General features: G+C 63.6%; 22 protein-coding genes. 7 read left to right on the forward strand and 15 right to left on the reverse strand.

The window, feature by feature from the left end:
• Positions 1–17 precede the first annotated feature (17 nt).
• The 3 genes from H3V53_RS00160 to H3V53_RS00170 are packed head-to-tail and all read left to right on the forward strand — an operon-like array spanning position 18 to position 3,045.
• Entirely contained in the window at positions 18–845 is an 828-nt protein-coding gene (locus H3V53_RS00160) for a class II aldolase/adducin family protein (protein WP_336596158.1), read from the forward strand.
• Positions 845–1,441 carry a cysteine dioxygenase family protein gene (locus tag H3V53_RS00165; RefSeq protein ID WP_336596159.1) on the forward strand — a complete coding sequence of 199 codons (597 nt, stop codon included), beginning with the start codon at positions 845–847 and terminating at the stop codon, positions 1,439–1,441. The genes H3V53_RS00160 and H3V53_RS00165 overlap by 1 nt, the downstream gene beginning before the upstream one ends.
• A complete protein-coding gene (locus H3V53_RS00170) occupies positions 1,438–3,045 on the forward strand; it encodes a rhodanese homology domain-containing protein (RefSeq protein WP_336596160.1) in 1,608 nt (535 codons plus the stop codon). The genes H3V53_RS00165 and H3V53_RS00170 overlap by 4 nt, the downstream gene beginning before the upstream one ends.
• A gap of 24 nt (positions 3,046–3,069) precedes the next feature.
• On the opposite strand, the gene H3V53_RS00175 is transcribed toward H3V53_RS00170, so the two are convergent.
• Positions 3,070–3,981, reverse strand: a complete 912-nt coding sequence (locus H3V53_RS00175) for a LysR family transcriptional regulator (RefSeq protein ID WP_336596161.1) — start codon at positions 3,979–3,981, stop codon at positions 3,070–3,072.
• A gap of 194 nt (positions 3,982–4,175) precedes the next feature.
• Here H3V53_RS00175 and H3V53_RS00180 point away from each other — a divergent pair, with 194 nt between their 5' ends.
• Positions 4,176–5,108, forward strand: coding sequence for an ABC transporter substrate-binding protein (locus H3V53_RS00180; RefSeq protein WP_336596397.1), 933 nt, complete (start codon positions 4,176–4,178; stop codon positions 5,106–5,108).
• 43 nt (positions 5,109–5,151) lie between these two features.
• The gene (locus H3V53_RS00185) at positions 5,152–6,357 is read left to right on the forward strand and encodes an acyl-CoA dehydrogenase family protein (protein ID WP_336596162.1); all 1,206 of its coding nucleotides are present in this window, start codon (positions 5,152–5,154) and stop codon (positions 6,355–6,357) included.
• Between the two features lie 210 nt (positions 6,358–6,567).
• On the opposite strand, the gene H3V53_RS00190 is transcribed toward H3V53_RS00185, so the two are convergent.
• Genes H3V53_RS00190 through H3V53_RS00205 form a run of 4 tightly spaced genes read right to left on the reverse strand, consistent with a single transcriptional unit; the run spans position 6,568 to position 10,519 of the window.
• Positions 6,568–7,605: an ABC transporter substrate-binding protein gene (locus H3V53_RS00190; RefSeq protein ID WP_336596163.1), complete on the reverse strand. Its 1,038-nt coding sequence runs from the start codon at positions 7,603–7,605 to the stop codon at positions 6,568–6,570.
• 40 nt (positions 7,606–7,645) lie between these two features.
• Entirely contained in the window at positions 7,646–8,458 is an 813-nt protein-coding gene (locus H3V53_RS00195) for an ABC transporter ATP-binding protein (protein ID WP_336596164.1), read from the reverse strand.
• Complete coding sequence (locus H3V53_RS00200; RefSeq protein ID WP_336596165.1) at positions 8,452–9,498, reverse strand: ABC transporter permease; 1,047 nt, start codon at positions 9,496–9,498, stop codon at positions 8,452–8,454. The genes H3V53_RS00195 and H3V53_RS00200 overlap by 7 nt, the downstream gene beginning before the upstream one ends.
• Positions 9,499–9,523: 25 nt before the next feature.
• Entirely contained in the window at positions 9,524–10,519 is a 996-nt protein-coding gene (locus H3V53_RS00205) for an ABC transporter substrate-binding protein (protein ID WP_336596166.1), read from the reverse strand.
• 244 nt (positions 10,520–10,763) lie between these two features.
• Here H3V53_RS00205 and H3V53_RS00210 point away from each other — a divergent pair, with 244 nt between their 5' ends.
• Positions 10,764–11,759 carry an aliphatic sulfonate ABC transporter substrate-binding protein gene (locus H3V53_RS00210; protein WP_336596167.1) on the forward strand — a complete coding sequence of 332 codons (996 nt, stop codon included), beginning with the start codon at positions 10,764–10,766 and terminating at the stop codon, positions 11,757–11,759.
• A gap of 41 nt (positions 11,760–11,800) precedes the next feature.
• Here H3V53_RS00210 and scpA read toward each other — a convergent pair whose 3' ends face one another.
• From scpA to H3V53_RS00260, 10 genes are read right to left on the reverse strand one after another with little or no spacing between them, the layout of a single operon-like run.
• Positions 11,801–13,912: a methylmalonyl-CoA mutase gene (scpA, locus tag H3V53_RS00215; protein ID WP_336596398.1), complete on the reverse strand. Its 2,112-nt coding sequence runs from the start codon at positions 13,910–13,912 to the stop codon at positions 11,801–11,803.
• Entirely contained in the window at positions 13,909–14,724 is an 816-nt protein-coding gene (locus H3V53_RS00220) for a Pnap_2097 family protein (RefSeq protein ID WP_336596399.1), read from the reverse strand. The genes scpA and H3V53_RS00220 overlap by 4 nt, the downstream gene beginning before the upstream one ends.
• 2 nt (positions 14,725–14,726) lie before the next feature.
• A complete protein-coding gene (locus H3V53_RS00225; protein ID WP_336596168.1) occupies positions 14,727–16,019 on the reverse strand; it encodes an MSMEG_0569 family flavin-dependent oxidoreductase in 1,293 nt (430 codons plus the stop codon).
• 22 nt (positions 16,020–16,041) lie between these two features.
• The gene (locus H3V53_RS00230) at positions 16,042–16,326 is read right to left on the reverse strand and encodes an MSMEG_0570 family nitrogen starvation response protein (protein ID WP_336596169.1); all 285 of its coding nucleotides are present in this window, start codon (positions 16,324–16,326) and stop codon (positions 16,042–16,044) included.
• A gap of 23 nt (positions 16,327–16,349) precedes the next feature.
• On the reverse strand, positions 16,350–17,522 hold the full coding sequence (locus H3V53_RS00235) for an MSMEG_0565 family glycosyltransferase (RefSeq protein ID WP_336596170.1): 1,173 nt from the start codon (positions 17,520–17,522) through the stop codon (positions 16,350–16,352).
• Positions 17,519–18,505, reverse strand: coding sequence for a sll0787 family AIR synthase-like protein (locus tag H3V53_RS00240; RefSeq protein ID WP_336596171.1), 987 nt, complete (start codon positions 18,503–18,505; stop codon positions 17,519–17,521). The genes H3V53_RS00235 and H3V53_RS00240 overlap by 4 nt, the downstream gene beginning before the upstream one ends.
• Positions 18,502–19,065 (reverse strand): MSMEG_0567/Sll0786 family nitrogen starvation N-acetyltransferase, encoded by a 564-nt coding sequence (locus H3V53_RS00245; RefSeq protein ID WP_336596172.1) that lies wholly within the window; start codon positions 19,063–19,065, stop codon positions 18,502–18,504. Before H3V53_RS00245 ends, H3V53_RS00240 begins: the two co-directional genes overlap by 4 nt.
• A 2-nt stretch (positions 19,066–19,067) precedes the next feature.
• Positions 19,068–20,201, reverse strand: coding sequence for an MSMEG_0568 family radical SAM protein (locus H3V53_RS00250; RefSeq protein ID WP_336596173.1), 1,134 nt, complete (start codon positions 20,199–20,201; stop codon positions 19,068–19,070).
• Positions 20,170–21,192, reverse strand: a complete 1,023-nt coding sequence (locus H3V53_RS00255) for a Nit6803 family nitrilase (RefSeq protein ID WP_336596174.1) — start codon at positions 21,190–21,192, stop codon at positions 20,170–20,172. The genes H3V53_RS00250 and H3V53_RS00255 overlap by 32 nt, the downstream gene beginning before the upstream one ends.
• A 17-nt stretch (positions 21,193–21,209) precedes the next feature.
• Positions 21,210–21,692, reverse strand: a complete 483-nt coding sequence (locus H3V53_RS00260) for an MSMEG_0572/Sll0783 family nitrogen starvation response protein (protein WP_012403844.1) — start codon at positions 21,690–21,692, stop codon at positions 21,210–21,212.
• A 406-nt stretch (positions 21,693–22,098) separates the two neighbouring features.
• Here H3V53_RS00260 and H3V53_RS00265 point away from each other — a divergent pair, with 406 nt between their 5' ends.
• Positions 22,099–23,490, forward strand: coding sequence for an aminotransferase-like domain-containing protein (locus H3V53_RS00265; RefSeq protein WP_336596175.1), 1,392 nt, complete (start codon positions 22,099–22,101; stop codon positions 23,488–23,490).
• Positions 23,491–23,541 lie beyond the last annotated feature (51 nt).

Genomic DNA, 23,541 nt, shown 5'->3' on the forward strand with positions numbered 1-23,541 from the left:
ACGGAGCGCATTCACGCATGAGCACCGCACTCCACGATACGTCCGCGTCCGCGTCCGCGCTCACGTTGCGCGACACGCCCGTCCGCAAATTCTGGTTCGACGACGACAACGCGCCGCAGCGCACGTTTGCCGAAGAGCGCCGCCATCGTCAGGAGCGCCTTGCAGGCGCGTTCCGTCTGTTCGCGCGCTATGGCTTCGCGCAAGGGCTCGCGGGGCACATCACCGCACGCGACCCCGAATGGACCGATCACTTCTGGGTCAATCCGCTCGGCAAGGATTTCGGCCGCATTCGCGTGTCGGATCTGCTGCTCGTGAATCGACATGGCGAAATCGTCGTCGGCGAAGGCCCCGTGAATCAGGCTGCATTCGCGATTCACGCCGCGATACATGAAGCACGGCCCGACGTTGTCGCAGCCGCGCATACGCATTCGCTGTACGGCAAGGCGTGGTCCACGTTAGGACGCAAACTCGATCCGCTGACGCAGGACGCCTGCTCGTTCTATGAAGATCATGCATTGTTCGACGACTTCCGCGGCGTCGTACTCGATACCGACGAAGGCGCGCGCATTGCGCACGCACTCGGCCAGCACAAGGCAGTGATTCTGAAGAATCACGGCATTCTGACGGCCGGTCCAAGCGTCGAAGCGGCTGCATGGTGGTACATCGCGCTCGACAACGCCTGCCATGCACAACTGCTTGCGCAGGCTGCCGGCACGCCTCAACCTATTCCGCACGACATGGCCGCCCTGACGCATCAGCAGGTCGGCCGCCCGGGCGGGGCGCAGCATGCGTTCGAGAGCCTGTACGAAGGACTGGTCGAAAAGGAACGGGAGCTGCTCGACTGATGCCGAATCACACACTGCGCCGTTTTGTCGGCGAGATCGCGGCGCTGGTCGACGCGAAGCCTGCCGAATCGGAGCTGCTCGAACGCGGCGCCGCTGCATTGAAAAAGCTGATCTGCGTCGACGACTGGTTACCCGATGCGTTTGCGCAGCCGTCCGCCGAACGCTATCAGCAATACCTGCTGTATGCCGACGTACAGCAACGCTTCTCGGTTGTCAGCTTCGTATGGGGACCTGGACAGGCAACGCCGATTCACGATCACACCGTGTGGGGGTTGATCGGCGTGTTGCGCGGCGCTGAACTCGCCGCGTCGTTCGAACGGCACAGCGACGGCGGGCTGCGCCAATCGGGCGAAGAAATACGACTCGAAGCGGGTGCTGTCGAAGCCGTTTCGCCGCGCATCGGCGATATTCACCGCGTCCGCAATGCGTACGACGATCGCGTATCCGTCAGCATTCACGTGTATGGTGCGAACATCGGCGCCGTTGAGCGCTCGACGTATACGCCCGACGGTCCCGGCAAGCGCTTCATCTCCGGCTACTCGAACGAAACCATTCCCAACCTGTGGGACCTCAGCAAGGAACGTCGTCACTCATGAAGTCATATCCCGTGCGTACGTACGAAGAGGTGCGCGACGCGCTGCTCGCAAAGCGTGAGATCGCGCTGCTCGATGTGCGTGAAGAAGATCCGCATGCGCAGTGCCATCCGCTTTTTGCGGCCAATCTCTCGCTATCGCGCATCGAACTCGACGCGTGGACGCGGCTGCCCTGCCGCGACGTGCCTATCGTGCTGTTCGATGCAGGCGAAGGTTTCGCCCAACGTGCCGCCGACACGCTGACGTCGCTCGGCTACAGGAACGTCGCTCTGCTCGCAGGCGGACTCGGCGGCTGGATCAGCTCGGGTGGCGAAGTGTTCCGCGACGTCAACGTGCCGAGCAAGGCGTTCGGCGAATTCGTCGAAGCGCAGCGGCACACGCCGTCGCTGTCGGCGGAAGCGGTCGATGCGCTGCTGAAAAATGGCGACGACGTCGTCGTGCTCGACGCGCGCCGCTTCGACGAATATCAAACGATGAACATTCCGGGCAGCATCAGCGTGCCCGGCGCGGAACTGGTGCTGCGCGCGCGAGCGCTCGCGCCTGAGCCGACCACGCGGGTGATCGTCAATTGCGCGGGGCGTACGCGCAGCATCATCGGCACGCAGTCGCTCGTGAATGCGGGGCTGCCGAATCCCGTCGCGGCGCTGCGCAACGGCACGATAGGCTGGACGCTGGCGGGCCAGCAGCTCGAACATGGCAGCGAGCGGCGCTTCGATCTCCATGCGGGCCGCGACGGCGCGCAGCTCGACGCGTCGCGGCGCGCGTCGCTGGCACTCGCGCAACGCGCAGGCGTGAGCCGCACGACGCTCGACGAAGCCGCGCGCTGGGCCGCCGATTCCACCCGCACCACGTATCGTTTCGACGTGCGCACGCCGGCCGAATACGAGCACGCGCATGCACCGGGATTCCAAGGCGCGCCGGGCGGCCAGCTGGTGCAGGAGACAGACATGTTCGCGCCCGTGCGCGGTGCGCGCGTGGTGCTGTTCGACGACGATGGCGTGCGCGCGAACATGACGGCTTCGTGGCTTGCGCAAATGAACATCGACACCTACGTGGTGGACGGCGCATCCGCAGACGATCTGACCGCGAGCGGAGCGTGGCAGGCTGCGAGGCCGCAACCCGCCTCGACGCCGACGCTCACCCCGCAACAACTCGCCGCGCTGCTCGCCGATGCGACGAGCGCAACGGTCGTGCTCGACGTGACGACCAGCGCGAATCACGTGAAGGCGCATATACCCGGCGCTCACTGGATCGTGCGCTCGCGGCTGTCGAACGCTTTCGACGATCTGCGCGCGTTGCCCGATGCGAAGCGCTATGTGGTGACCTGCGGCACGAGTGCGCTCGCGCCCTATGTCGCGCCGGACATTGCGGCGTTGACGGGTAAGCCCGTGCAGGTGCTCGATGGCGGAACGTCGGCATGGGTACGCGCGGGGCTACCCGTCGAGAGCGGCGAAACGCATCTCGCGTCGCCGCGCATCGACCGCTACCGGCGTCCGTATGAAGGCACCGACAACGCGCGCGAAGCGATGAATGCGTATCTGGAGTGGGAATACGGACTTGTCGCGCAACTGGAGCGCGACGGCACGCATGGCTTCTTCGTGATCTGATCTGCGCGTTTGTCGCGCAACACGTCATGCCGCGCGGGACAAACGCGCGGCCTTGAAGCTCGTTTCGATACTCGCGGCCAGTACCGTCAAGGCCGACTGCATCTTGCCGAGCGCGCGCGAGCGCACCATCCACACGGCGATTTCCGGCCTGAAGTCGCTGAGTGCAATGACGTCGAGTTGCGCCGCATGGGGGCTTGCATGCAGCAATGGCAACGGTACGAGCCCCAAGCCGACGCCATCCGCGACGAGGCCGAGTTGCAGCTCGGTACCGAGCGTCTCGAGATTCAGTTTCAATCCGTAGCCTTGCGCAGCGAGCGCATGCTGCAAGCCCGCGCGAAAGCCGCAGCCGTCGGGATTCAATACCCAGCCGTGCGCCTGACACCCGGCGAGCGTATGCACGCGCTTCTTCATGCTGCCCTTGCGCGCGACGACGGCCAGTTTCAGCGGCCCGAGCGACTCGCCGAGCAGCGTGTCCGGCAGCGCGCGATTGGCGGGCAGCAGCACCACGGCGGCGTCCAGTTCGCCCTCGTCCACCTTTTGCAGCAGCGGATTGCCCCAACCCGTCGACACACGCGCCTGCAATTCCGGATGCGCTTCGCGCAACGCGTGCAGCGCCTTGAGCATCGCCACATCCGCGACCGTCTGCGCGACGCCGATGCGCAGCACGCCCGCTAGCGGCGCATTGTCACTGACGAGGCGTTTGAGCGCTTCGACCTCGCGCACGATCGCGCGGCATTGCCCGTACACCGCGCGCCCCATCGGCGTCGTCTTCAAGGGCTTCGTATTGCGGTCGAGCAACGCGACGCCGAGCGCTTCTTCGAAGTTCTGGATGCGGCGCGTCACCGCGGGTTGCGTGAGCGCCAGCAAATTCGCGGCCTGGTTCAGCGACTGGCTGCGCACGACAGCAACAAAGGCCTCGATCTCATCGAGTTTCATTGAGTACTTTCCGCTTGATGAAGAGTGAGAGAACGACACGACGTGCTGAGCTTAGCGTGACTGCCGCATCGTCTTGAAGGTCAAACGCGCAATTCGATCTCGCATATTAGTAAAGCAGAACAATGCGTTTGCCTTATAAAAAGCGTCTGCGTATCGTGTGCTGGTCATGTTCACTTGCGTCGATACTCACCATCATGCACCGCCTGCTCGCCTGTCTTCTTCTGATTGCGCTATCTGGATTGGCGCTCGCCGCTCACGCTGAAACGACCTTGAAAGTCGGTGATCAGCAATTGCAGACACGCGGCATTCTCGAAGCGTCCGGGCAACTGAAAGACGTGCCGTACAAGATCGAATGGTTCAACTTTCCGGCTGCGCAGCCGCTCGGCGAAGCATTGAACGCGGGCGCCATCGACGTCGGCGGTCTGGGCGATGCGCCGTTGATCTTTGCTTATGCGGCTGGCGCCAGGGTGCGCGCGGTCGCGGTGACGCGCTCGCAGCCCATCGACCTCGCGATCATCGTGCCCGATCAGTCGCCGATCAAAAGCGCCGCCGATCTGAAAGGCAAGCGCATCGCCACGACACGCGGCTCGATCGGTCACTACCTTGCCATCGCGACGCTGGAGCGCGCGGGCATCAAACTGTCGGATGTATCGCTGCGTTTCATGCAACCCGCCGATGCCAAGGCCGCACTCGCGTCGGGCAACGTCGATGCGTGGTCCACGTGGGACCCATATGTCGCGCTCGCCGAACAGCGCGATCACGACCGGAGCATCGCAAATGGCGTGAATCTGTCGTCGGGGCTGAGCTTTCAGGCGGCAACCGAAGAGTCGATCAAGGCCAGGCGCGCGGAAATCGCTGATTTCCTCAAGCGCGTCGCCGCGGGACAGCGCTGGGCGTTGTCGCATCCCGATGAAGTCGCCGCGATGCAGTCGCGCGTCACGGGCCTGCCGCCCGATGTGTTGAAGACGGTCTATCAGCGCGCGCAGCTGCATCCCATTGCCATCGACGATCATGTGATCGCCGAACAGCAGAAGACCGCCGATCTCTATCTACGTGCCGATGTCATCAAGACGCGCCTCGACGTAGCGCCGAGTTTCGACCGCGAGTTTCCACTGGATGCGCAATGACCTCCTGCCGCTTCTTTTGCCAAGTCGATACTGTTAGCCCGATATGACTCGCCGCCACCCCGACACTGCGCTCATCGATACCGCGCGCGACGCCGATGCCCTCGAAGCGCTCGCGGACCTCGACAGCCCGCGTGCCGATGCCTGGCTCGCCGCGTTGACGGACGGCTTCGCCGAAGGCGCCGCGGCGCTCGACGCCGGTCCGCATTTCCCCCACGACAATCTGGCGACGCTGCGGCGCGCCGGGCTGCTCTCGCTGACCGTGCCGCGCGCGCTAGGCGGCCGCGAAGCGACGCTCGCGCAGACGCTGAAAGTGATACGGGCCATTGCGCGCGGCGAGCCGTCGACGGCGCTGATCGTCGTGATGCAATACCTTTACCATCTGCGGTTGCAAGCGAATCCGAACTGGCCGCCGGCGCTCAAGCAGCGCATCGCGCGCGACGCCGTGGAGCGCGGCGCGTTGATCAACTCGCTGCGCGTCGAGCCCGAACTCGGTTCGCCGTCGCGCGGCGGCCTGCCTGCGACGATCGGCAGACGGCAAAGCGAACACTGGGTGCTCAACGGCCGCAAGCTTTACTCGACGGGCAGCCCCGGGCTGACGTGGTTCGCCGTCTGGGGCCGCACCGATGAAGCATCGCCGCGTGTCGGCACGTGGCTCGTGCATCGCGACACGCCCGGCATCCGCATCGGCGAACCGTGGAATCATCTCGGCATGCGCGCAACGGGCAGTCACGAAGTAATCTTCGACAACGTGCGCGTGCCGCCCGATCAGGCTGTCGATTTACAGACACCGGGGCCCGCGAACGGCATGGACCCCGTTACCAGCCAGTGGATGAACGTGTTGCTGCCGTCGATCTACGACGGCGTCGCGCGCGCGGCCCGCGACTGGTTCTTGCAATGGGCGGCGCGACGCGCGCCATCCGGTCTGAATGCGCCGCTCTCGACGCTCGACAGTTTTCAGCAGACGGTGGGACGCATCGACGCGTTGCTGTTCAGCAATCGCGTATTGCTCGACGCCGGTGCAGCCGGTCACGTAAGCGCAACGGAAGCGCCGACAATCAAATATCTCGTCAGCAAGCATGCAATCGATGCCGTCGAGCTTGCGCTCGAAGCGAGCAGCAACCCGGGGTTGAGCCGCAACAACGCGCTCGAGCGCCACTATCGGGATGTACTGTGCGCGCGTATTCACACGCCGCAGAACGATACGGTGCTGGGCAATCTCGGGCGCGCGGCGTTTGCGGCACGCGGTTGAACCGTAGCACTGCACGGCCAGTTCGTTGACGAACTGACCGTGCAGTTTTCGATCACGCGTTGCGGGTATCGTCGAATATCGCACGCGGCAGGTCACCGGGATTGACGTGCGCCTTCAGCATCAGCGACGGAGCGGCAGCCATCAGCACCGCCGTCCTATCGCGCGCGAGCCCCGCCGCCCGTCGAGTTTCCGAACGGACAGCCGAAACGATCAGGCAAGCACATCCGAAAACACCCGCGTCGCAAAGCGGCTCGAGTCCGTCCCAGCATTGATGACACCCACCGATTTCAGATCGTCGGCATACAGCGTGATCTCCTTCTTGAACGCATCGCCGACAGGGTGATGGTGGTCCGTGTGGCTCTTCAGCATTGCCGTCAGTTGCGCAACGTTCGCGCCCGGCGCATTCGGCGCGAAGATCGCCGCGGCCTCGGCGGGATGGTTCGCGGTCCATTCCGTCGCATCGAGCAGCGCCTGCGTGAGCGCCTGCGCCGTCGCGCGGTCCTTGCGGATCAGCGAACCGCGCACGCCCAGCACGCAGCACACGCGGTTCGCGTATTCGCCGCACAGATTGTTCGATACCTCCTGCAGCTGATCGGACTCGCGCAGCGTCCAGATGGTCGGGTCGCCGTCGGCAATCGCGTGCACTTCGCCTTTTTTCAGGGCCTCGCCGAGCAGCGTTGCCGGATATTGCCGCCAGTGAACGTCATTGTCGGGATCGACGCCGATCTTCTTCAGCGAGATCGCGAAGAAGTTCTTCGCCGGGCTCGCCATGTCGCTCACGCCGACCGTGCGCCCTTTCAGCCCTTGCAGATCGACGATGCCCGATGCTTTGGTCGCAAGCAGCCGCATGCAGCCGCCGTGGATGCCCGCCGTCAGCTTCACGTCGAAACCCTGTTCCAACGGCTTGATCCAGCGCAGCGCCATGCCGACGCCCGCATCCGATTTACCCGTCGCGATGGCTTCGAGCAGCTGGTCGGTGGAACCGGCAAAGTTGATCAGCTCGACATCGAGTCCGTGCTTGCGAAAGAAGCCTTGCTTGACGGCCACGGGCACGGGCGCCGTGCAGATCGCGCCCGCGTTCCACGAGAGCTTGAGTGGCTTCAGGCCTTCGTCGGCGGACGCGCGCAGGCCGGGCAGGAATGATGCGCTGCCCAGCGCGGCCGCGCCCGCCGTCCATGCGGTCTTGCGCAGCCAGGCGCGGCGCGATGGATCGATGGCAATTGGATGAGCGTTGTGATCGTGTTTCATGTCGTTGTTGTTCCAATGCGTAGTGTGGTCGTGCGTGGATTCAGGTATCGAGGCCGAGTTGCGCGAGGACTTCGCGGCGCAACGCGACAAGTTTCGGATCGTCGCGATGACGCGGATAGGGCGCGTCGTTACGCACTTCTGCGACGATGCGCGCCGGCCGCTCGCTCAGCACGATCACGCGGTTCGCGACATACAGCGCCTCTTCGACGTCATGCGTGACGAGCAGCACCGAGAAGCGCACGGCCTGCCACAGGCGCACGAGCTCGCCTTGCATGCGGATGCGCGTCAGCGAATCGAGCTTGCCGAACGGCTCGTCGAGCACGAGCAGTTGCGGATCGTTGACGAGCGCGCGCGCCAGCGCCGCGCGCTGCGCCATGCCGCCCGACAGCTGATGCGGGAACGCATGCCCGAATTCGCCGAGGCCGACCAGCTCGAGTGCGGCGTCGATGCGCGCCGCCGCATCCTCGCGCGCTGCACGGCCGCGTTCCGCCCGCTGCGCCTGCGGGCCGAGCCCGACGTTGTCGCGCACCGTGCGCCATGGGAACAGCGTCGGGTCCTGAAACACCACGACGCGCGACGGGTCCGGCCCGGCAATCGGCTCGCCGTTTGCATGCAGCGCGCCGCGCGCGGGCATATCCAGTCCCGCCACGAGACGCAGCAAGGTCGACTTGCCGCAGCCGCTCGGCCCGAGCAGCGCGACGAATTCGCCGGGCTCGACAGTCAGGCTGATGTCGTCGAGCACGGCCAGCGCTTCGCCGCGCAGCGTGAACCGGTGACTGACGTTGCGCACGTCGATGCGTGCGCCCTGCCGCGCGTCCGTACGCGCGTGCAACGCTTGAGTAGCGGCTACCATTTGAGCAATCCCTGTTGCCAGGCCAACAGACGGTCGCGCACCTTGAATAGCAGCGTGATCAGACCGGAACACATCAGCGCCATCACGAGCAGCGCGGCGTACATGTTCGAGTACGCTGCCCAGCCCTGCGCCCATTGCAGATACCAGCCGAGTCCCGCCTTCACGCCCATCATCTCGGCGACGATCAGCACCGAGAACGACGCGCCCAGCGCCATAAACAGGCCGACGAACACCGACGGCAACGCGGCAGGAATCGCCACGCGCAAGATCAGGAACGATGCGCGTGCGCCCAACGTGCGCGCCACGTCGTAATACGCGGAGTTCACGCCTGCCACGCCGGACCACGTCAGCACGGCGACGGGAAATGCGCTGGCGAGCGCGATCAGAAAGACGCTGGCGCTGAAGCTCGACGGAAAGAAGAAGAACGCGAGCGGCAGCCACGCGGTGGCAGGCAAGGGCCCGATCAGCCGCAGCACGGGGTGCAGCCAGTAACCGACCGCACGGGACCAGCCGATGCTCACGCCGGCCACAAAGCCCGTCAGCGCACCCAGCAGGTAGCCATACGCGAGCAGCACGAATGAATGCGCGACGCTCGATGCAAGCCGCGGCAGATCGTCGAAGTACACCGCGATCAACGCCTGAGGCGGCGCGAAGAACGGACGCGGCAACCATTCGAGTTGCGCCGTGACGACTTCCCACGCAGTGATGCCGAGCGCGAGCGCGAGCAGCCACGGCGAGGCTGCGAGCCATCTGTCGATGCGCGCCCACTGCGCGTCCGCTTGCGACTTGAGCGGGCCGTTCGCTCGCCACGCTCGCAAGCCGATGGCCGCCGACAGCCCCGCCAGCGCGAGCTTCAAGACGGTGAGTTCGCGCGTGTACGGCCAGTCGTCGAGCGCGTGCCACCATTGCGTGACGGCCGCCCCGCCGAGCCACGCGACGGTCGCCAGCGCGGCGACGATCAGCCGCGTCGCGTCACGCGGCCCAGCGGCGTTATCGGCGTGCAGGCCGGTGAGATCGATTGCCTGGGTGTTTGAAGACATGTCGATACGCTCCTTGAAATGCGGCTCAGACGCTGCCGATGGTCGTATCCGAGATCGCGCGCACGTCGATGCGGCGCGGCAGAATCGCATCGCGATACGCGGCGTCCGCAACCTTTTGCAAAGCCGCGATATCCGCGTCAGACACAAAGTGCTGCTTCAACGACGCGCGCTTCGTGATCTGCTTCGCGGCGTCGAGCGGCGAGCGCGTGAGCGTCGCGTAGATTTGCGCGTACGCATCGGGATTGGCGGCCGCCCAGTCACCCGCGCGCTGATAGCGCTGCAGCACGTCGGCGATCGCGGCGCGCTTGCGCGTGTCGGCGAGCGCCGCGCCCGATGCGGTGATAAAGCCCAAGCCGCTGTTGATGCCCGTGCCGTCGCGCAAAATGCGTGCGCCGCGTTGCACGGCGATGCCGTAGTACGGATCGAAGGTCGCCCAGACTTCGATCGAGCCGGACGCGAACGCGGCAAACGCATCGACGGGCAAGATGAAGCGCACGGACACGTCGTCCTTCGACAAGCCCGCTTCGGCGAGCGCGCCGTACAGCTGAAACTGCGAAATGCTGCCGCGCGCCGACGAGACGAATACCGTGCGCCCCTTCAGATCCGCAACCGTGCGGATCTTCGAATCCTGCGCAACGAGGATGCCGAGCTGCGCGCCGGAACCGACGCGCGTCGCGACGATCTTCAAGGTCGGATCGCCAACCGCTGCTGCGAGCACGGGCAGATCGCCGGCGGGCGCAAGATCGACGGCGCCCGCGCGCTGCGCTTCGAACAGCGGTGCGGCGCCCTGAAAGTTGGCCCAGCGAAACGCGTATGGCGTGCCGTCGAGTACCTTGGCGGCCTCAGTCAGTGCGCGCGTGCCACCGGCCTGATCGCCCAGCACGAGCGTGGTCGACGCCGCGTCGGCTGCCTGCGCGCCGCGCGCAGGCGTTAGCGAAACGGCCGCGACGGCAGGCGCTGCCGCGAGTGCGCGCAGCACGCGCCGCCGCGCAGAAAAAGACGTTGTAACAGAAGTGCTCATAGGCCCTCACAGTCGATATGCAGGCAAGCGTAACGACGAAGGACCACAGTGAGAATTATTCTATTTATATATGTTTATCTCGCGGCAATATTTATGTTTTGCATCTTTCAAAGCGTGCGCACGCTTATCGTCAGGCATGCGATCTATAGCTGAAAGCGTTGCTTAGCAAGCGGAGATACCGTTGCTACGATGGCGAACCGATCCATTGCTTCACTCGGTTCAACCTGGAAAACGGAATACACGTATGGCGTCCATCACTCGGCGTGCGTTCGCGCGCCTCGCACTCGCTTCGCTGTTTGCGCTGACGTCGGCGCACAGTCTCGCGCAAGCTTCAGCTTCGCCGATTGCGCTGCGCATCGGTTATCAGAAATCGTCGACGCTCATCACGCTGCTCAAGGCGCGCGGATCGCTGGAAAAAGCGCTCGCGCCGCTGAACGTGCGTGTCACATGGAACGAGTTCACGAGCGGCTTGCCATTGACGGAAGCCCTCAACGTCGATGCCGTCGATTTCAGCGCCGATGTGGCCGACACCGTGCCGATCTTCGCGCAGGCCGCGCATGCGCGCTTCGTGTACGTGGCGCAGGAAGCGCCTTCGCCGGGCGCGCAGGCCATCATCGTCAGGAAAGACAGTCCGCCCAAAACGCTCGCCGATCTGAAGGGCAAACGCATCGCCGTGACGAAAGCGGCGGGCAGCCACTATCTGTTGCTGGCCGCATTGAACAAGGCGGGGCTCGCAGCGACGGACGTGAAGATCAGCTACCTCACGCCCGCCGACGGGCGCGCGGCATTCGAACGCGGCAGCGTCGACGCGTGGATCACCTGGGACCCGTACGTGGCGTCCGTCGATAAAAACGCCGACGTGCGCATTCTTGCGAACGGCAACGGGCTCGCCTCGTATCAGCGCTACTATCTCGCGTCGCGCACGTTCGCGGACGCGCATCCGGATGTGGTCCAGGTCGTATTCGATCAACTGAAGGAAGCGGGCGAATGGCTGCGCGCGCATCCCGATGATGCGGCGAGGACGCTCGCGCCCGTGTGGGGACTCGACGCCGCGACGATCGAACGTGCGAATGCGAGGCGCAGTTATCAGGTGCGCGCGGTTGCCGCGCAGAATTTCGGCGAGCAGCAAATCATCGCCGATACGTTCTACAAGAATGGGCTGCTGCCCGCGCGCGTGGAGACGAATCAGGCGCAGTTGTGGGACTTTGCCGCGAAGCGGGCCCAGACGATCGGCGGCTAGGGCGCGCAGGCGACCGCGCCGCCAGCAGATCGCGACTTTCGTTATGCTGTCTCGTGTAACGGATGCGCACCTGCAACGCGTTGTTCTGCGGACGCCACAGCGATCGCAGCCAATAGCGGCACGATATCTTTGATCGGCGTGCCCGCCGGAAAGCAAGCCGCCACCCCGGAGCGTTGAAGGACCAGTTGACTCACGCGGTCGATGATCCCGCCCACTACGACGGGTATCCGCAAACCGCGTACCGTCAGTTGCTCGCGCAACGCGGAGACCAGATCGTTTTGCGCGCCCGCGAGAGAGGACACGCCGATAACGTCGACCCGCTCCGCTTGAGCCAACTGAACGGTATCGGAAGGTGATGCGAACATCGATCCCATGGAAACCGCGAAGCCCGCATCGGTTAAGGCTGCTGCGATGATACGCGCGCCCCGGTCATGTCCGTCTTGTCCCAGCTTTGCAATCAGCACGCGTGGCGCACGGCCCAGGCGCTTCGTTGCGTCGGCTACGGCGCGGCATGCGTCCTGCCAATCTTTGTCGCTTTCGAGGTTTGCGCCGTAATGGTCGCGCAATAGCGGCAAGCCGATTCGATATCTTGGCCATACGGCTTCCAGTGCCTGCGTGCACTCGCCGACTGTTGCACGCGCTCGCATGCATGCCACTGTCAGTTCAAGAAGATTTCCGTCTCTGCTCAGGGCGGCCTGCGTCAGCGCATACAGCGTGTCGCGTACTCTCGTCCGATCACGCCTGGCTTTGATGTGAGCAAGCCTTTGCGTTTGCAGCACGCGCACCCGCCGGCCGTCGACAGCCTGTGGCTCTCCAAGGTCTTCATCGCATCCCGTCGTGAAATCGTTGACGCCCACAACCGTGCGCTTTCCTGACTCGATTTCCGCTTGTATATTCGAAGCCGATCTGTGGATCTGTTCCCGAACCCACCCTGATTCGACGACATCAACCACGCCACCACGGTGTTCGATTTCGGCCATCACCGTTAGCGCCTTTTGACAGATCTCCGCCGTTAGGCTCTCCATCATGTACGAACCGGCCCAAGGATCGACGACATCACATACGCCGGTTTCGTGCTGCAGCACCAGTTGTGTGTCGCGGGCAAGCCTCGACGCTTCTGCACAGGGAAGCGAAAGCGCTTCGTCGTAGCCGTTAGTGTGCAGCGATTGCGTTCCGCCAAACACGGCAGCCAACGCCTCAACTGTCGTGCGCACGACGTTGTTCATCGGCTTCTGCGCCGTTAGCGACCACCCTGATGTCTGACAGTGCATCCGCAGCGCACGCGCCCTATCCGACGTTGCGCCACTTGCCGAAGCAATATCGGACCACAGAATTCGTGCCGCTCTCAGCTTCGCGATTTCGACGTAAAAGTCCATACCGACGCCGAAGAAGAAGCTCATCCGTTGACAGACGTCATCGGCCTGCATCCCCCGTCCGACAAGGGTCGTGATGTACTTGCGCGCATTCGCCATGGTCAGCGCAAGTTCAAGCACCGGGTCCGCACCCGCTTCCTGAAAGTGATATCCCGACACCGAGAGTGCATTGAACCGCGGCACGTTTTTGCTGAGATACTCGACGACGTCGGCGGCGATGCGCAATGAAGGCTCAGGTGCGAAGATGCTCGTATTCCGCACCATAAACTCTTTCAGGATGTCGTTCTGAATCGTTCCCCTCAGTTGCGACGCGCTAACGCCGCTTTCCTCCGCCGCGACGATGAAAGCAGCAAGCACAGGAAGAACCGCGCCGTTCATTGTCATCGATACAGATACGCGGTCGAGTGCAATGTCTTCGAAAAGGCGGGTCATGTCCTCCACCGTATCGATTGCGACACCCGTCATGCCGACGTCCGCGCTCACTGCGGGATCGTCTGAATCGTAGCCGCGCTGGGTCGGCAGATCGAAGGCGACGGACAGACCCTGTGCGCCTTCCGCCAGCGCGGTGCGAAACGCGAGATTCGTATCGGAGGCCTGCGCGTACCCCGCGTATTGGCGTATCGTCCACGGCTTTTCCGTGTACATCGACGCGAATGGACCTCGCACGAACGGCGCCTCGCCGGGCATGCTGTCGATATGCGCGATGCCGTCGATATCCGCGCGCGTGTAGACACGCTTGAGCCTCACGCGACGTGACCGACGCTGCCGCTGCATGTTCATCGATGCCTCCAGCGTTTTTCCGTCGTGACGTCGGCGATCTTCGTGCCGTCGCTGTTGCGCCGCAGTTCCGTCCAGTGCCGGATGCCCTGCGCGTCTTCCGCCTGTCCGACCATATGCACGGTCAACGTATCGCCCACATCGACGTTGCCGTAATAGAACAGCGAACGGCTCGAGACGACAGGCGGTTCGCCAAAGCGCCCCCATTGCCACTCGGCGCGATCGACGAACGCTTGGAAGCTCGCGAAGTACAGGAAGTCAGCGCCGTTGAAATCGCTATTCGGGCATGGGAAGAACTCGATCGGCTCGAGCGTGGCCGGCGCGAGGTCGGCAATTGCATCACGGTCGTATGCTCGAAGTCGCTTGCCGATCTGTGTCATGTCCAATGCCTCTTCGGGCATCGGCACGATTTCACCCGCCAGTGACGCAAGCGCCGCCCGCGCCGCCGAACGATTGCTGCGCGCTTCGCCGCGCGTAACGAACGCAGAGGACATCCCGATTTCCGCGACTGTCAGGTCATCGCGCACGACATGGTGCGTGCTGAAATGGCGCACAGGCCCCGTTCTGCAAAGCGTGCTGCGGATCTCGAACGCGTCGTTTTCGGCGATCGAATCGAGACCGCAGGTCTGCAGGCGGATTGCCGTGAAGGCCGCGTAAGAGCGGCCGCCGTTGTCGTCGTGGAAGTCGGGCTGCGCGTGGCCCGCGTGAGCGGCGAGCACTTCCCAATGGCGATGCCCGCACTCCTTGAGCAACCAGTTCTCCGACAGTCCCGTGTAGCTCAGTTGCGGCATGCCCGCCCGATAACGTTGGATCATGCTCACGCCGCGAGGCTCGTCGATGTCTGGTCGAGCGCCACCCGGATCGCGCCGACGACATGCTCGGCATCGCGCGCGATGCCGGAGAAACGCCCGGATCCCCACGTATGCAGCCACGGCAGCCCGATGAAATACAAGCCTGCTTGCGGCGTGATGCCGCGATTGTGTGCAGGATAGCCACGTCCATTGAACACGGGCGCATCGATCCAGCTGAAATCGGGCGTAAAGCCAATGCACCAGATGATCGACGTAATGCCGCTCTGCGCGAGATCCAGCGACGTGCGCTCGCCTTCCGGGCGCCACACCGGCTCATAGGGGACGCCAGGTGGAGCGTCGATACCCTGCTTGTCGATGAATGCGTCGATGCTCGCGTTGATGCGGTTGTACGTGTCGTCGGCGCTATCGAGACTGCTCGTCAGGTTCGGCGCGAAACGCAGGCAGCCGTCGCGGAGATCGTCGAGCCTGCCGTACAGTTCCATGCCCTCGAGCGCGAAGCGTCGAAGATCGATATCCCTTCCGCCATCGCGCCCCGTCACATAATGGTTCGTGTTGTCGCGCACGCCTTCGCGCAGCGGATGTTGATCGACGGGCATGTCGTAATACCGCATGTCCGCGAGCCAGTCCACCACATCGCGGCCGCGATGGAAGCGCGCGCAGCGCGGCGCTTCCCCAACCGCGAGAAACACCTTGCGACCCGCCAGATGCAGGTCTTCGGCGATCTGCGCACCCGATTGCCCCGAACCGACCACGAGCACGGCGCCTTCCGGCAACGCCTGCGGATTGCGGTAATGCGACGACTGCAGCTGCACGATCCTCGAAGGCAGACGCTCCGCCATGCGCGGCACGATGGGCGTGTGATAGCCACCCGAGGCGACCACGACGTGATCGGCCGTGAAGTCGCCGTTCGACGTCGACACGAAGTAACCGCCCGACGGCAGGCGCCTGACCTTGCGGACTTCCGTGTGTTCGAGCACGGGTGCATCGACCATCGCAATGAAACCGTCCAGATAAGCGATGATCTCGTCCTTCTTCATGAAGCCGTGCGGATCGTCGCCGCGATACGGATGACCCGGCAGCGCGCATTGCCAGTTCGGCGTGACGAGGCAGAACGCATCCCAGCGCTGCGAGCGCCACGTATGCGTGACCGTATGCTTTTCGATCACAAGATGATCGATGCCCGCCTCCTTGAGGTAGTAGCTGATCGACAAGCCAGCTTGCCCGCCGCCCACCACGATCACCGTGTGGTGCGGGACATCGTTCAGCGCATCGGATGCGACAGTGTTTGCGTTCGACATGATTCGTTCCTGCTTTCGGGGTTCAAATGAGTTCGACGACCTTGACTTCCGCGTGTGGGTCGGTGGCAAAACGCTGCGCAAGTTCTTCGATCTGTGCGAGCTGATCCATCGCCGCCGAGCACGCAAAGCCGTATTTCTCGCGTACCCGCTCCGAGCCGATATGCAGCGCTTCGCGCGCCTTGTCGACGAAATCGCTGAGCGCGTAGCGTTGCCCGGCGACGAAGAATTCGCCAACCACCGTCGAAGGGGAATAGCAGTTGGCCTCGGTGCCGTCCGGCCACTGGACCTTGAAGTGCATGACTGGCATCACATTTCCTTTGAGTGAGAGATTCACGCACCGAGTGGCTGCATGATGCGCTGCACGTGATTTCCATACAGCGCGATATGACGGTGTGCGCTTTCGCGCCAGCTAAAGCGCGCGAGAAGGTCGGGCACTGCGTGTTCGAAGTCGATGCCGCCGCGTTCATGCAACGCGCGGCGCAGCCCGTCGGCGATACTGGCGGCGTCAGCGGGTTGCGCCCAGCAGCAGACACGTTCGTCGAGGTAGCCGGTGAACGGCTCGATCTGCGATACGACAACAGGCGCGCCCGCCGCCAGCGCTTCGAGCACGACGAGGCCGAAGCCTTCGCACAACGACATCATCGATATGACGTCCGCGCGTTGCATCAGCGCAGGAATCGCTGCGTCCTCGAGCGGACCGGTAACGACGATCGGTGCGTGCTTGCCGATACGAAATCCCAGTTCCGTTGCACGCGCAGCGAAGCGCTGCGTATAGGCATCGTGATCGAGCAGGCTCGCGCCGCCTGCGATCACGAGTTGCGCTCTGGCATGCGTTTGCCGCAGCAAGGCGAATGCTTCCAGCAGTTGCAATGTGTTCTTGCGTTGCTCGATGCCGCCTACTGCCAGCACCACCGGTTCGCCATTGAGGCCGAGCCCGTTGCAAAGATCCGCGCCTTCGACATGTTGAAAGCGCGCTATGTCCACGCCGTTATTGACCGTCGATGCCGCGATGCCGAACTCGTCGCGCAGTTTGCGCGTCCAGGTATCGCTGACGCACAGCACTGTGTCGGCCTCCGCGTATGCGCGTCGTTGCCATGCACTCAGACGCGGATTGTCGAATGCATCGAGATGATGAACCGTGCGCACGAACCCGCGAATCACACCCGCTTCGCGCAATTCCGCCAGCGCGTTGCCGCCGATGCCATCCTGTGCATGCAGCACGTCGAAAGCCGCACCGCCTTCTTCAAGCAACGCTGCTTTGAGCGCATCGATGCGCGTTTGCACCATCGTCACGGTATCGTTGCCGTGCGCCGCGGCGGGCGCGAGTACGACGCGACAAGGTGAAGCGCGAAACATCGGCGCACCGCCGACAGAGGGTGCAAAGATCGTCACATCCTGTCCCGCTTCATACAGCGCGCGCCCGAGTTCGAGCGTATGCACAACGCCGCCGCGAGGATTCACCGAATGGGTGAACAGCGCAATGCGCATCCGCGTGCCGTTCATTCCTGCGCTCCCACTGGCGCGCCGATAAATGGACTGTCTTTGAAGCTCCATAGCAACGCTGCGTCGGCCTGCCGCGTGAGCACCACTTCGCGAGACGCATCCACGCGGCCGATCGTCGCGCTTGCGAGTCCGCGTTGCGCGAAATGCGCGTGCACCTCATGCACATGCTGATCGCGCACGGAAAGCAGAAAGCCGTAGCTTGGAAACGCGCTCAGCCAGCGTTCGAAATCGACACCATCAGGGCGCGGAATCGCATCGAGATCGATACGCGCGCCGACGCCCGAGCATTCGAGCAGCATCAGCGACGTGCCGAGCACGCCTGCCATGCTGATATCTTTGGCCGCATCGCACAGGCCGCTTTCCGCGAGTTGCGGCAACAGTTCGAGATCGTTACGTAGACGTGCGGCCGGTGCGCCAACGGATGCATTCCAGAACGGATAAGGGTCTTCGAAACGGCCGCGCAGATCGACGGCCATCACGAGGCTGTCGCCCGGCCGTGCGTTGAAGCTGGACAGCAACGCCCGCGCGCGGCCCAGTATCGACACTGCGAGTTGCGGTTCCGTGCTGCGCGTATTGCTATGACCGCCTACGACAGGCACGCCATACGCACTCGATGCCGCCGCCATGCCCGCCAGAATCTGTTCCGCCGATTCGAGCCCATCACTCCACAGCGCATCGACGACGGCAAGCGGTCGGCCGCCCATCGCATACACGTCGCTGATATTGACCATCACGCTGCTGTAGCCCGCGAACCAGGGCATCGTTTCGACGAAGTCGCTGACCAGCCCTTCGATGGCGAAGAGCAGATAGCCGTCGCCGTCGGCGAGCGCGGCGCAGTCGTCGCCCACGGCGACCGCTTGCGCAAGATCGCGTGTGCCATTGGGCAAGCGCGACGCAAGCGATGCAACCACGCCCGCAATATCCGTCTTGTGGCGAAAGCCCCTGCTTTCGCGCAGCCGTTCGACCAGCGCGCGCAGACTCATGAGCGGCCTCGCGACGAAGTGACAAATCCGCTTTCCGGCGTAAAGCACGGCGGATAATGCGCCAGGTCAGCTTCCATCAAATGATGTGGCCGCCCGAACAGCGTCTCCTCCGCGACCGTCTGCCAGTGCAGCCGCCGGAACAGCGGCGCATTCTGGCTTTGCACGTGAGCAAGGAACGTATCGCATCCCAACGCGTGTGCACTGCTCACAGCAAGCCGTATCAGCGTCGAACCCAGCTTGCCATGCGAACGGAACGCCGCATGCACGGCGAGCCGCGAGCCGAGCCATGTGCGCGGCTGCGTTTCGTGTATGCGCACCGTGCCCACCACCTGCTCGGGCATGCCTGCGATGCAGCTGAGTGCCACCAGCAGTTTCGCATCACGGTCTATTTCGTCGCGGTCGTCTCCCACGAAGATGCCTTGCTCGACGCAGAACACCGCACGCCGCAACGCATACGCTTCCTTGCTTTCCCACGGCAGCGTCGCCCATTTCACGCGGTACTCGGCGGGCGTGAACGTGAGCGGCAAGGCATCCAGTTCATCAATGGTTTCGCAGAACATGATCACGCCTCATACGATGCCAGCGACGAACACGCACCGCATTTGCCGCAACCGGCCTTGATGTCGGCCGAGCGCATCTGTGCGTCGCGGAGCATGACGCCCAATGGTGCAAGAATCGACTTCATGAATTCAGGCGCAGGCGCGGGATGATCTTCGAGCGGCGTGCCGCTGATCGGCACGAACGGCACGACGAACGGATACACGCCGATGTCGATCAGTTCACGCGACATCGACAGGATCGCGGCCGCTGTGTCGCCGAGACCCGCGAGGATGTAGGTGCTGACCTGCCCCTTGCCGAACACGGCGACAGCGGCGCGGAACGCCTCCATATAGCGTGCGATGGGCACGCTCGCCTTGCCCGGCATCACGCGCGCACGCACCTCCGGTGTCACTACTTCGAGATGCATGCCGAGCGTATCGATGCCGCTCGCCTTCATGCGCTCGAACCATGCATCGTCGTCGGGCGGCTCGCATTGCGCCTGAATCGGCAGATCGACGGCGGCCTTGATCGCAAACGCGCTTTCGCAAAGGATCTGCGCACCGCGATCCGGCGTCGGCGGCGTGCCGGTGGTCAGCACCATGTGCTTCACGCCGTCGAGCAACACGGCAGCGCGGGCCACCTCGGCGAGTTGCTCCGGTGTCTTGCGCGCAATCGTGCGGCCCGCCGCGAGCGACTGACCAATCGCGCAAAACTTGCATGTTTTCTTGCGGCTCTCGTAGCGGATGCAGGTTTGCAGCACCGTCGTGGCGAGCACGTCGGTGCTGTGCAGTGTCGCAATGTGCGAGTACGGCACGCCGTCGAGCGTTTGCAATTGCGTGAAGCGCGGCGCTTTCGGAAAGCTGATGCTGGCAATCGGGATCGTCCCGCGCAGCAATGCACTCGCACCCGTTTCATCCGGCACGCCCGCGACGAACGGCGAATTCCATGCGGAACTGGTGTGCACGGGCACCATGATGGTCACGCCGTCCACCGTCACGGCCTTGTGATCCGACGGACCCGCACCGCCGCGCCGGCTCGCTGCACCCGCGTTCGGATCGACGAGGCGCAGCCCCGCCGATTGCAACTCGGTGCGCAGTTCCGTCATCTGACGCGGCGTACGCGGCTCAGCCGGCAACGGGCTCATGCTCGCATTCATCCTGACCTCCATTGATGATTCCGGGCGCTACGTCCACGCCCGCGCGTTCGAACGACATCGACATCGGCACAACAGGCGTCGCGGGGCGATCGTTGATCGCGAGACTCAGCAGTTCGGGCCGCGCGTAGTGGCCCACGGAGTCCATCATCCGTTTGCGCTTCGTGATCAGCGACATGTCGAGATCCGCGACGACCATGCCTTCGCCTTGGCGCAGCGGCTCGGCGAGATGCTGGCCTTCGGGCGACACGATCGCCGTCATGCAACCGCCGCGCAGCGCCTTTTGCAGCTTCGGGTCAGCCGTCACGGACTCGATTTGCGCGTCGCTCAGCCAGCCTGTCGAATTGACGACGAAGCAGCCGGACTCCAGCGCGTGATGACGGATCGTCACTTCGATCTGCTCGGCGAAGATTGGACCGACGAGCGAGCCCGGAAACTGACTGCAATGAATCTCTTCGTGCTGCGTCATCAGCGCGTAGCGAGCGAGCGGGTTGTAATGCTCCCAGCACGCCAGTGCGCCGACTCGCGCGATGCCCGTATGCGCGACCTTGAGTCCCGCCGCGTCGCCTTGCCCCCAGATCATCCGTTCATGGAAGGTCGGTGTGATCTTGCGGCGCTTGAGCACGAGGCGTCCGTCGACGTCGAACACGAGTTGCGTGTTGTACAGGCTGCCGTGATCGCGTTCGTTCACGCCGAGCACGACCACCATCGCATGACGTCGCGCGCGCTCGCTCACCGCCTGCGTGACAGGGCCCGGCACGACGACTGCCTGCTCATAGAGCCGCATATGATCGGCACCGGACGCGACGGGCGGACGCACGAACGAAAAGTACGGGTAGTACGGCACGAACGTCTCGGGGAAGACGATCAGCTGCACGCCTTTCGACGCGGCTTCGTCGATGGCGGCGCAGACCCGCTCGAGCGTGCCGCCGGGACGCTCGAAGTCGGGCGCAATCTGCGCCGCCGCTGCACGGATGACTCGCTGGTCGGACATGATGGGCACCCGCGCGCTCAGACGGTCCACGTATGGATGATCAGCGCGTTCTCCTTGCGATGAAGCAGTTGCAGATCGAGCACGTCGAGCGGATTGATCGGCCGGATGCCTTCAATCAGCGAAGCCTCGCCATGACCGTACAGCGCCTGCAATGCGAAGCGGCATGCGTAGACCTTGCCGCCCTCTTCCATGAACTTGACGAGCTGCTTGTTGAAGTTCAGATGGCCGGGGAACGCTTCGTCGCCGAGCGTCGGAAAGCCGCGTTGCAGACCGAGCGTGACGCCGGGACCGTACAGCAGCACGGACGTATCGAAGCCTTTTCGCTGCAGACGCGTGGCTTGCAGCAGATTGACGAAGCCGATCGAGCCTTCGAATGCGACCGTGTGAAAGGTGACGAGCGCTTTCTCGCCGGGTTCGGCCTTGACGTCAGGAAACACCTTCTCTTCGTAGTCGACCAGGTAATCGCCTTTCTGATGCAGCGGTTTGTTGACGGCGGGCATATCGCTCTCCAATAAGTGGCGTAATTGATCGGATTGCTCAACGGGAAATAACCCAATTGGCGAGTTACTTAACGCAACACGTATGCCAATTTCCGGCCCGGTTCATGCAATCAACTTCCAATCAATCAAACCGCGATTGTTCGAGCGACCCGAAAATTTCTTTGTGAGCCTTGTCCGACATGGGTTTTGGGCAATTTGCGACCGATTCGCGCGCACCCGTTCGCACAACGACGCAGCGCGTTTTGCGTGCGGATGGTGCGCGATACCCCGCAAGCGTGCATTCATCCAATCAATGCGATCAAGTTTCTGATTGCATGAAAACCGATTAATTTCTCGCGCGATTCGCGTGGTACTTTGAATAAGACATTCACATCAGCGCATAGGCTTTTGCATGGGAAACAGCAGCATGGACAGTCTCACGCACCACTGGCTCAAGCGGCTGACTGCAAGCCGCAAACCGGCGTATCTCGTGATACCGGATCTGATCGAAGAAGATCTGGCCAGCGGCCGCTTGCGCCCACGCGACCGTCTGCCCGGCCTTCGTGATCTGGCGGGCGCATTACAGCTGAATTACACGACCGTCGCGCGCGCCTATGCGGAAGCGCGCAAGCGCGGCCTGCTCGATGCGCGCGCCGGCAGCGGCACGTTCGTGCGCGGACGCACGCAGACCTTGCCGCTCGCGGGTGGCAGCAGCGTCGAGATGTCCATGAACATGCCGCCTGAGCCGCCCGAGCTTGCAGCGCGTTTGAGAGAGTCGTCGGCAAATCTCTTTGCGCAAACCGATCCTTATCGGCTGCTGCGCTACCAGGATTTTGGCGGCATGCCCGATGACCGCGCCGCCGCACGCGCCTGGCTGAAGGACCGCTTGCCCGATTGCGAAGACGATACCGTGCTCGTATGCCCGGGCATTCACAGCGCGCTCGTCGCACTGGTGTCACAGCTTGCGCGGCCGGGCGAAACCATTTGTCTCGACACGCTCGCGTATCCCGGCATCAAGGCAATTGCTTCGCAACTCGGCGTGCGCCTGCAGCCGTTGCCGCGCGACGAAGAAGGTCCGCTGCCGCATGCGTTCGAAGCGCTCTGCAAGACGGAAAAGCCCGGTGCGTTCTACTGCAATCCGACCTTGCAGAACCCGAGCACGCTGACGCTGTCCACGCAGCGCCGCGAAGCGCTTGCCGATGTCGCGCTGCGCTACAGCGTTCCCATCATCGAAGACGACGCCTATGGCTGGTTGCCCATGAGCACGCCCGTCGCGCTGGCCTCACTCGCACCCGAACTGACCTGGTACGTGACGGGCTTCTCGAAGTGCCTCGGCGCGGGTCTGCGCATAGCCTATCTACGGGCACCCACTGCGAGGCAAACACAACGTATTGCCGGCGCATTGCGCGCGACGACAGTCATGCCCAGCCCGCTTACCGTCATGCTCGCCACGCAATGGGTCAACGACGGCACCGCGCACGAAATGCTAGACGCGATCCGCAAGGAAGCGAATGTGCGTCAGGCAGTAGCGTCACAGGAACTCGCAGACTGGCAATACGATGCACATCCCGATGGCTTCCATTTGTGGCTGCCTGTTCCTGCGCAGTGCGGCTGGAGCGCGCCCGAGCTTGCGCTGCAGCTGCGTAGTCAGGGCGTGGCCGCAGTTGCCGGCGCGGCCTTTTCAACGGATGGGAATCCGTTGAACAGCATCCGTCTCTGCCTCGGTGGGCCACAGGACAAAGATGATTGCCGTGACGTCTTGCGGCGCGTCGCAGAGATGCTGGCCGATCCGCATCATTTGCATACACCTGTCATGTGACCCACCACCGAGTGTCCGCTACGTGCTCACGGCATAGAACCGCAGTCTTGT

It is taken from the genome of Paraburkholderia bengalensis, assembly GCF_037126505.1.
GTDB classification, from domain to species: Bacteria; Pseudomonadota; Gammaproteobacteria; order Burkholderiales; family Burkholderiaceae; genus Paraburkholderia; species Paraburkholderia bengalensis.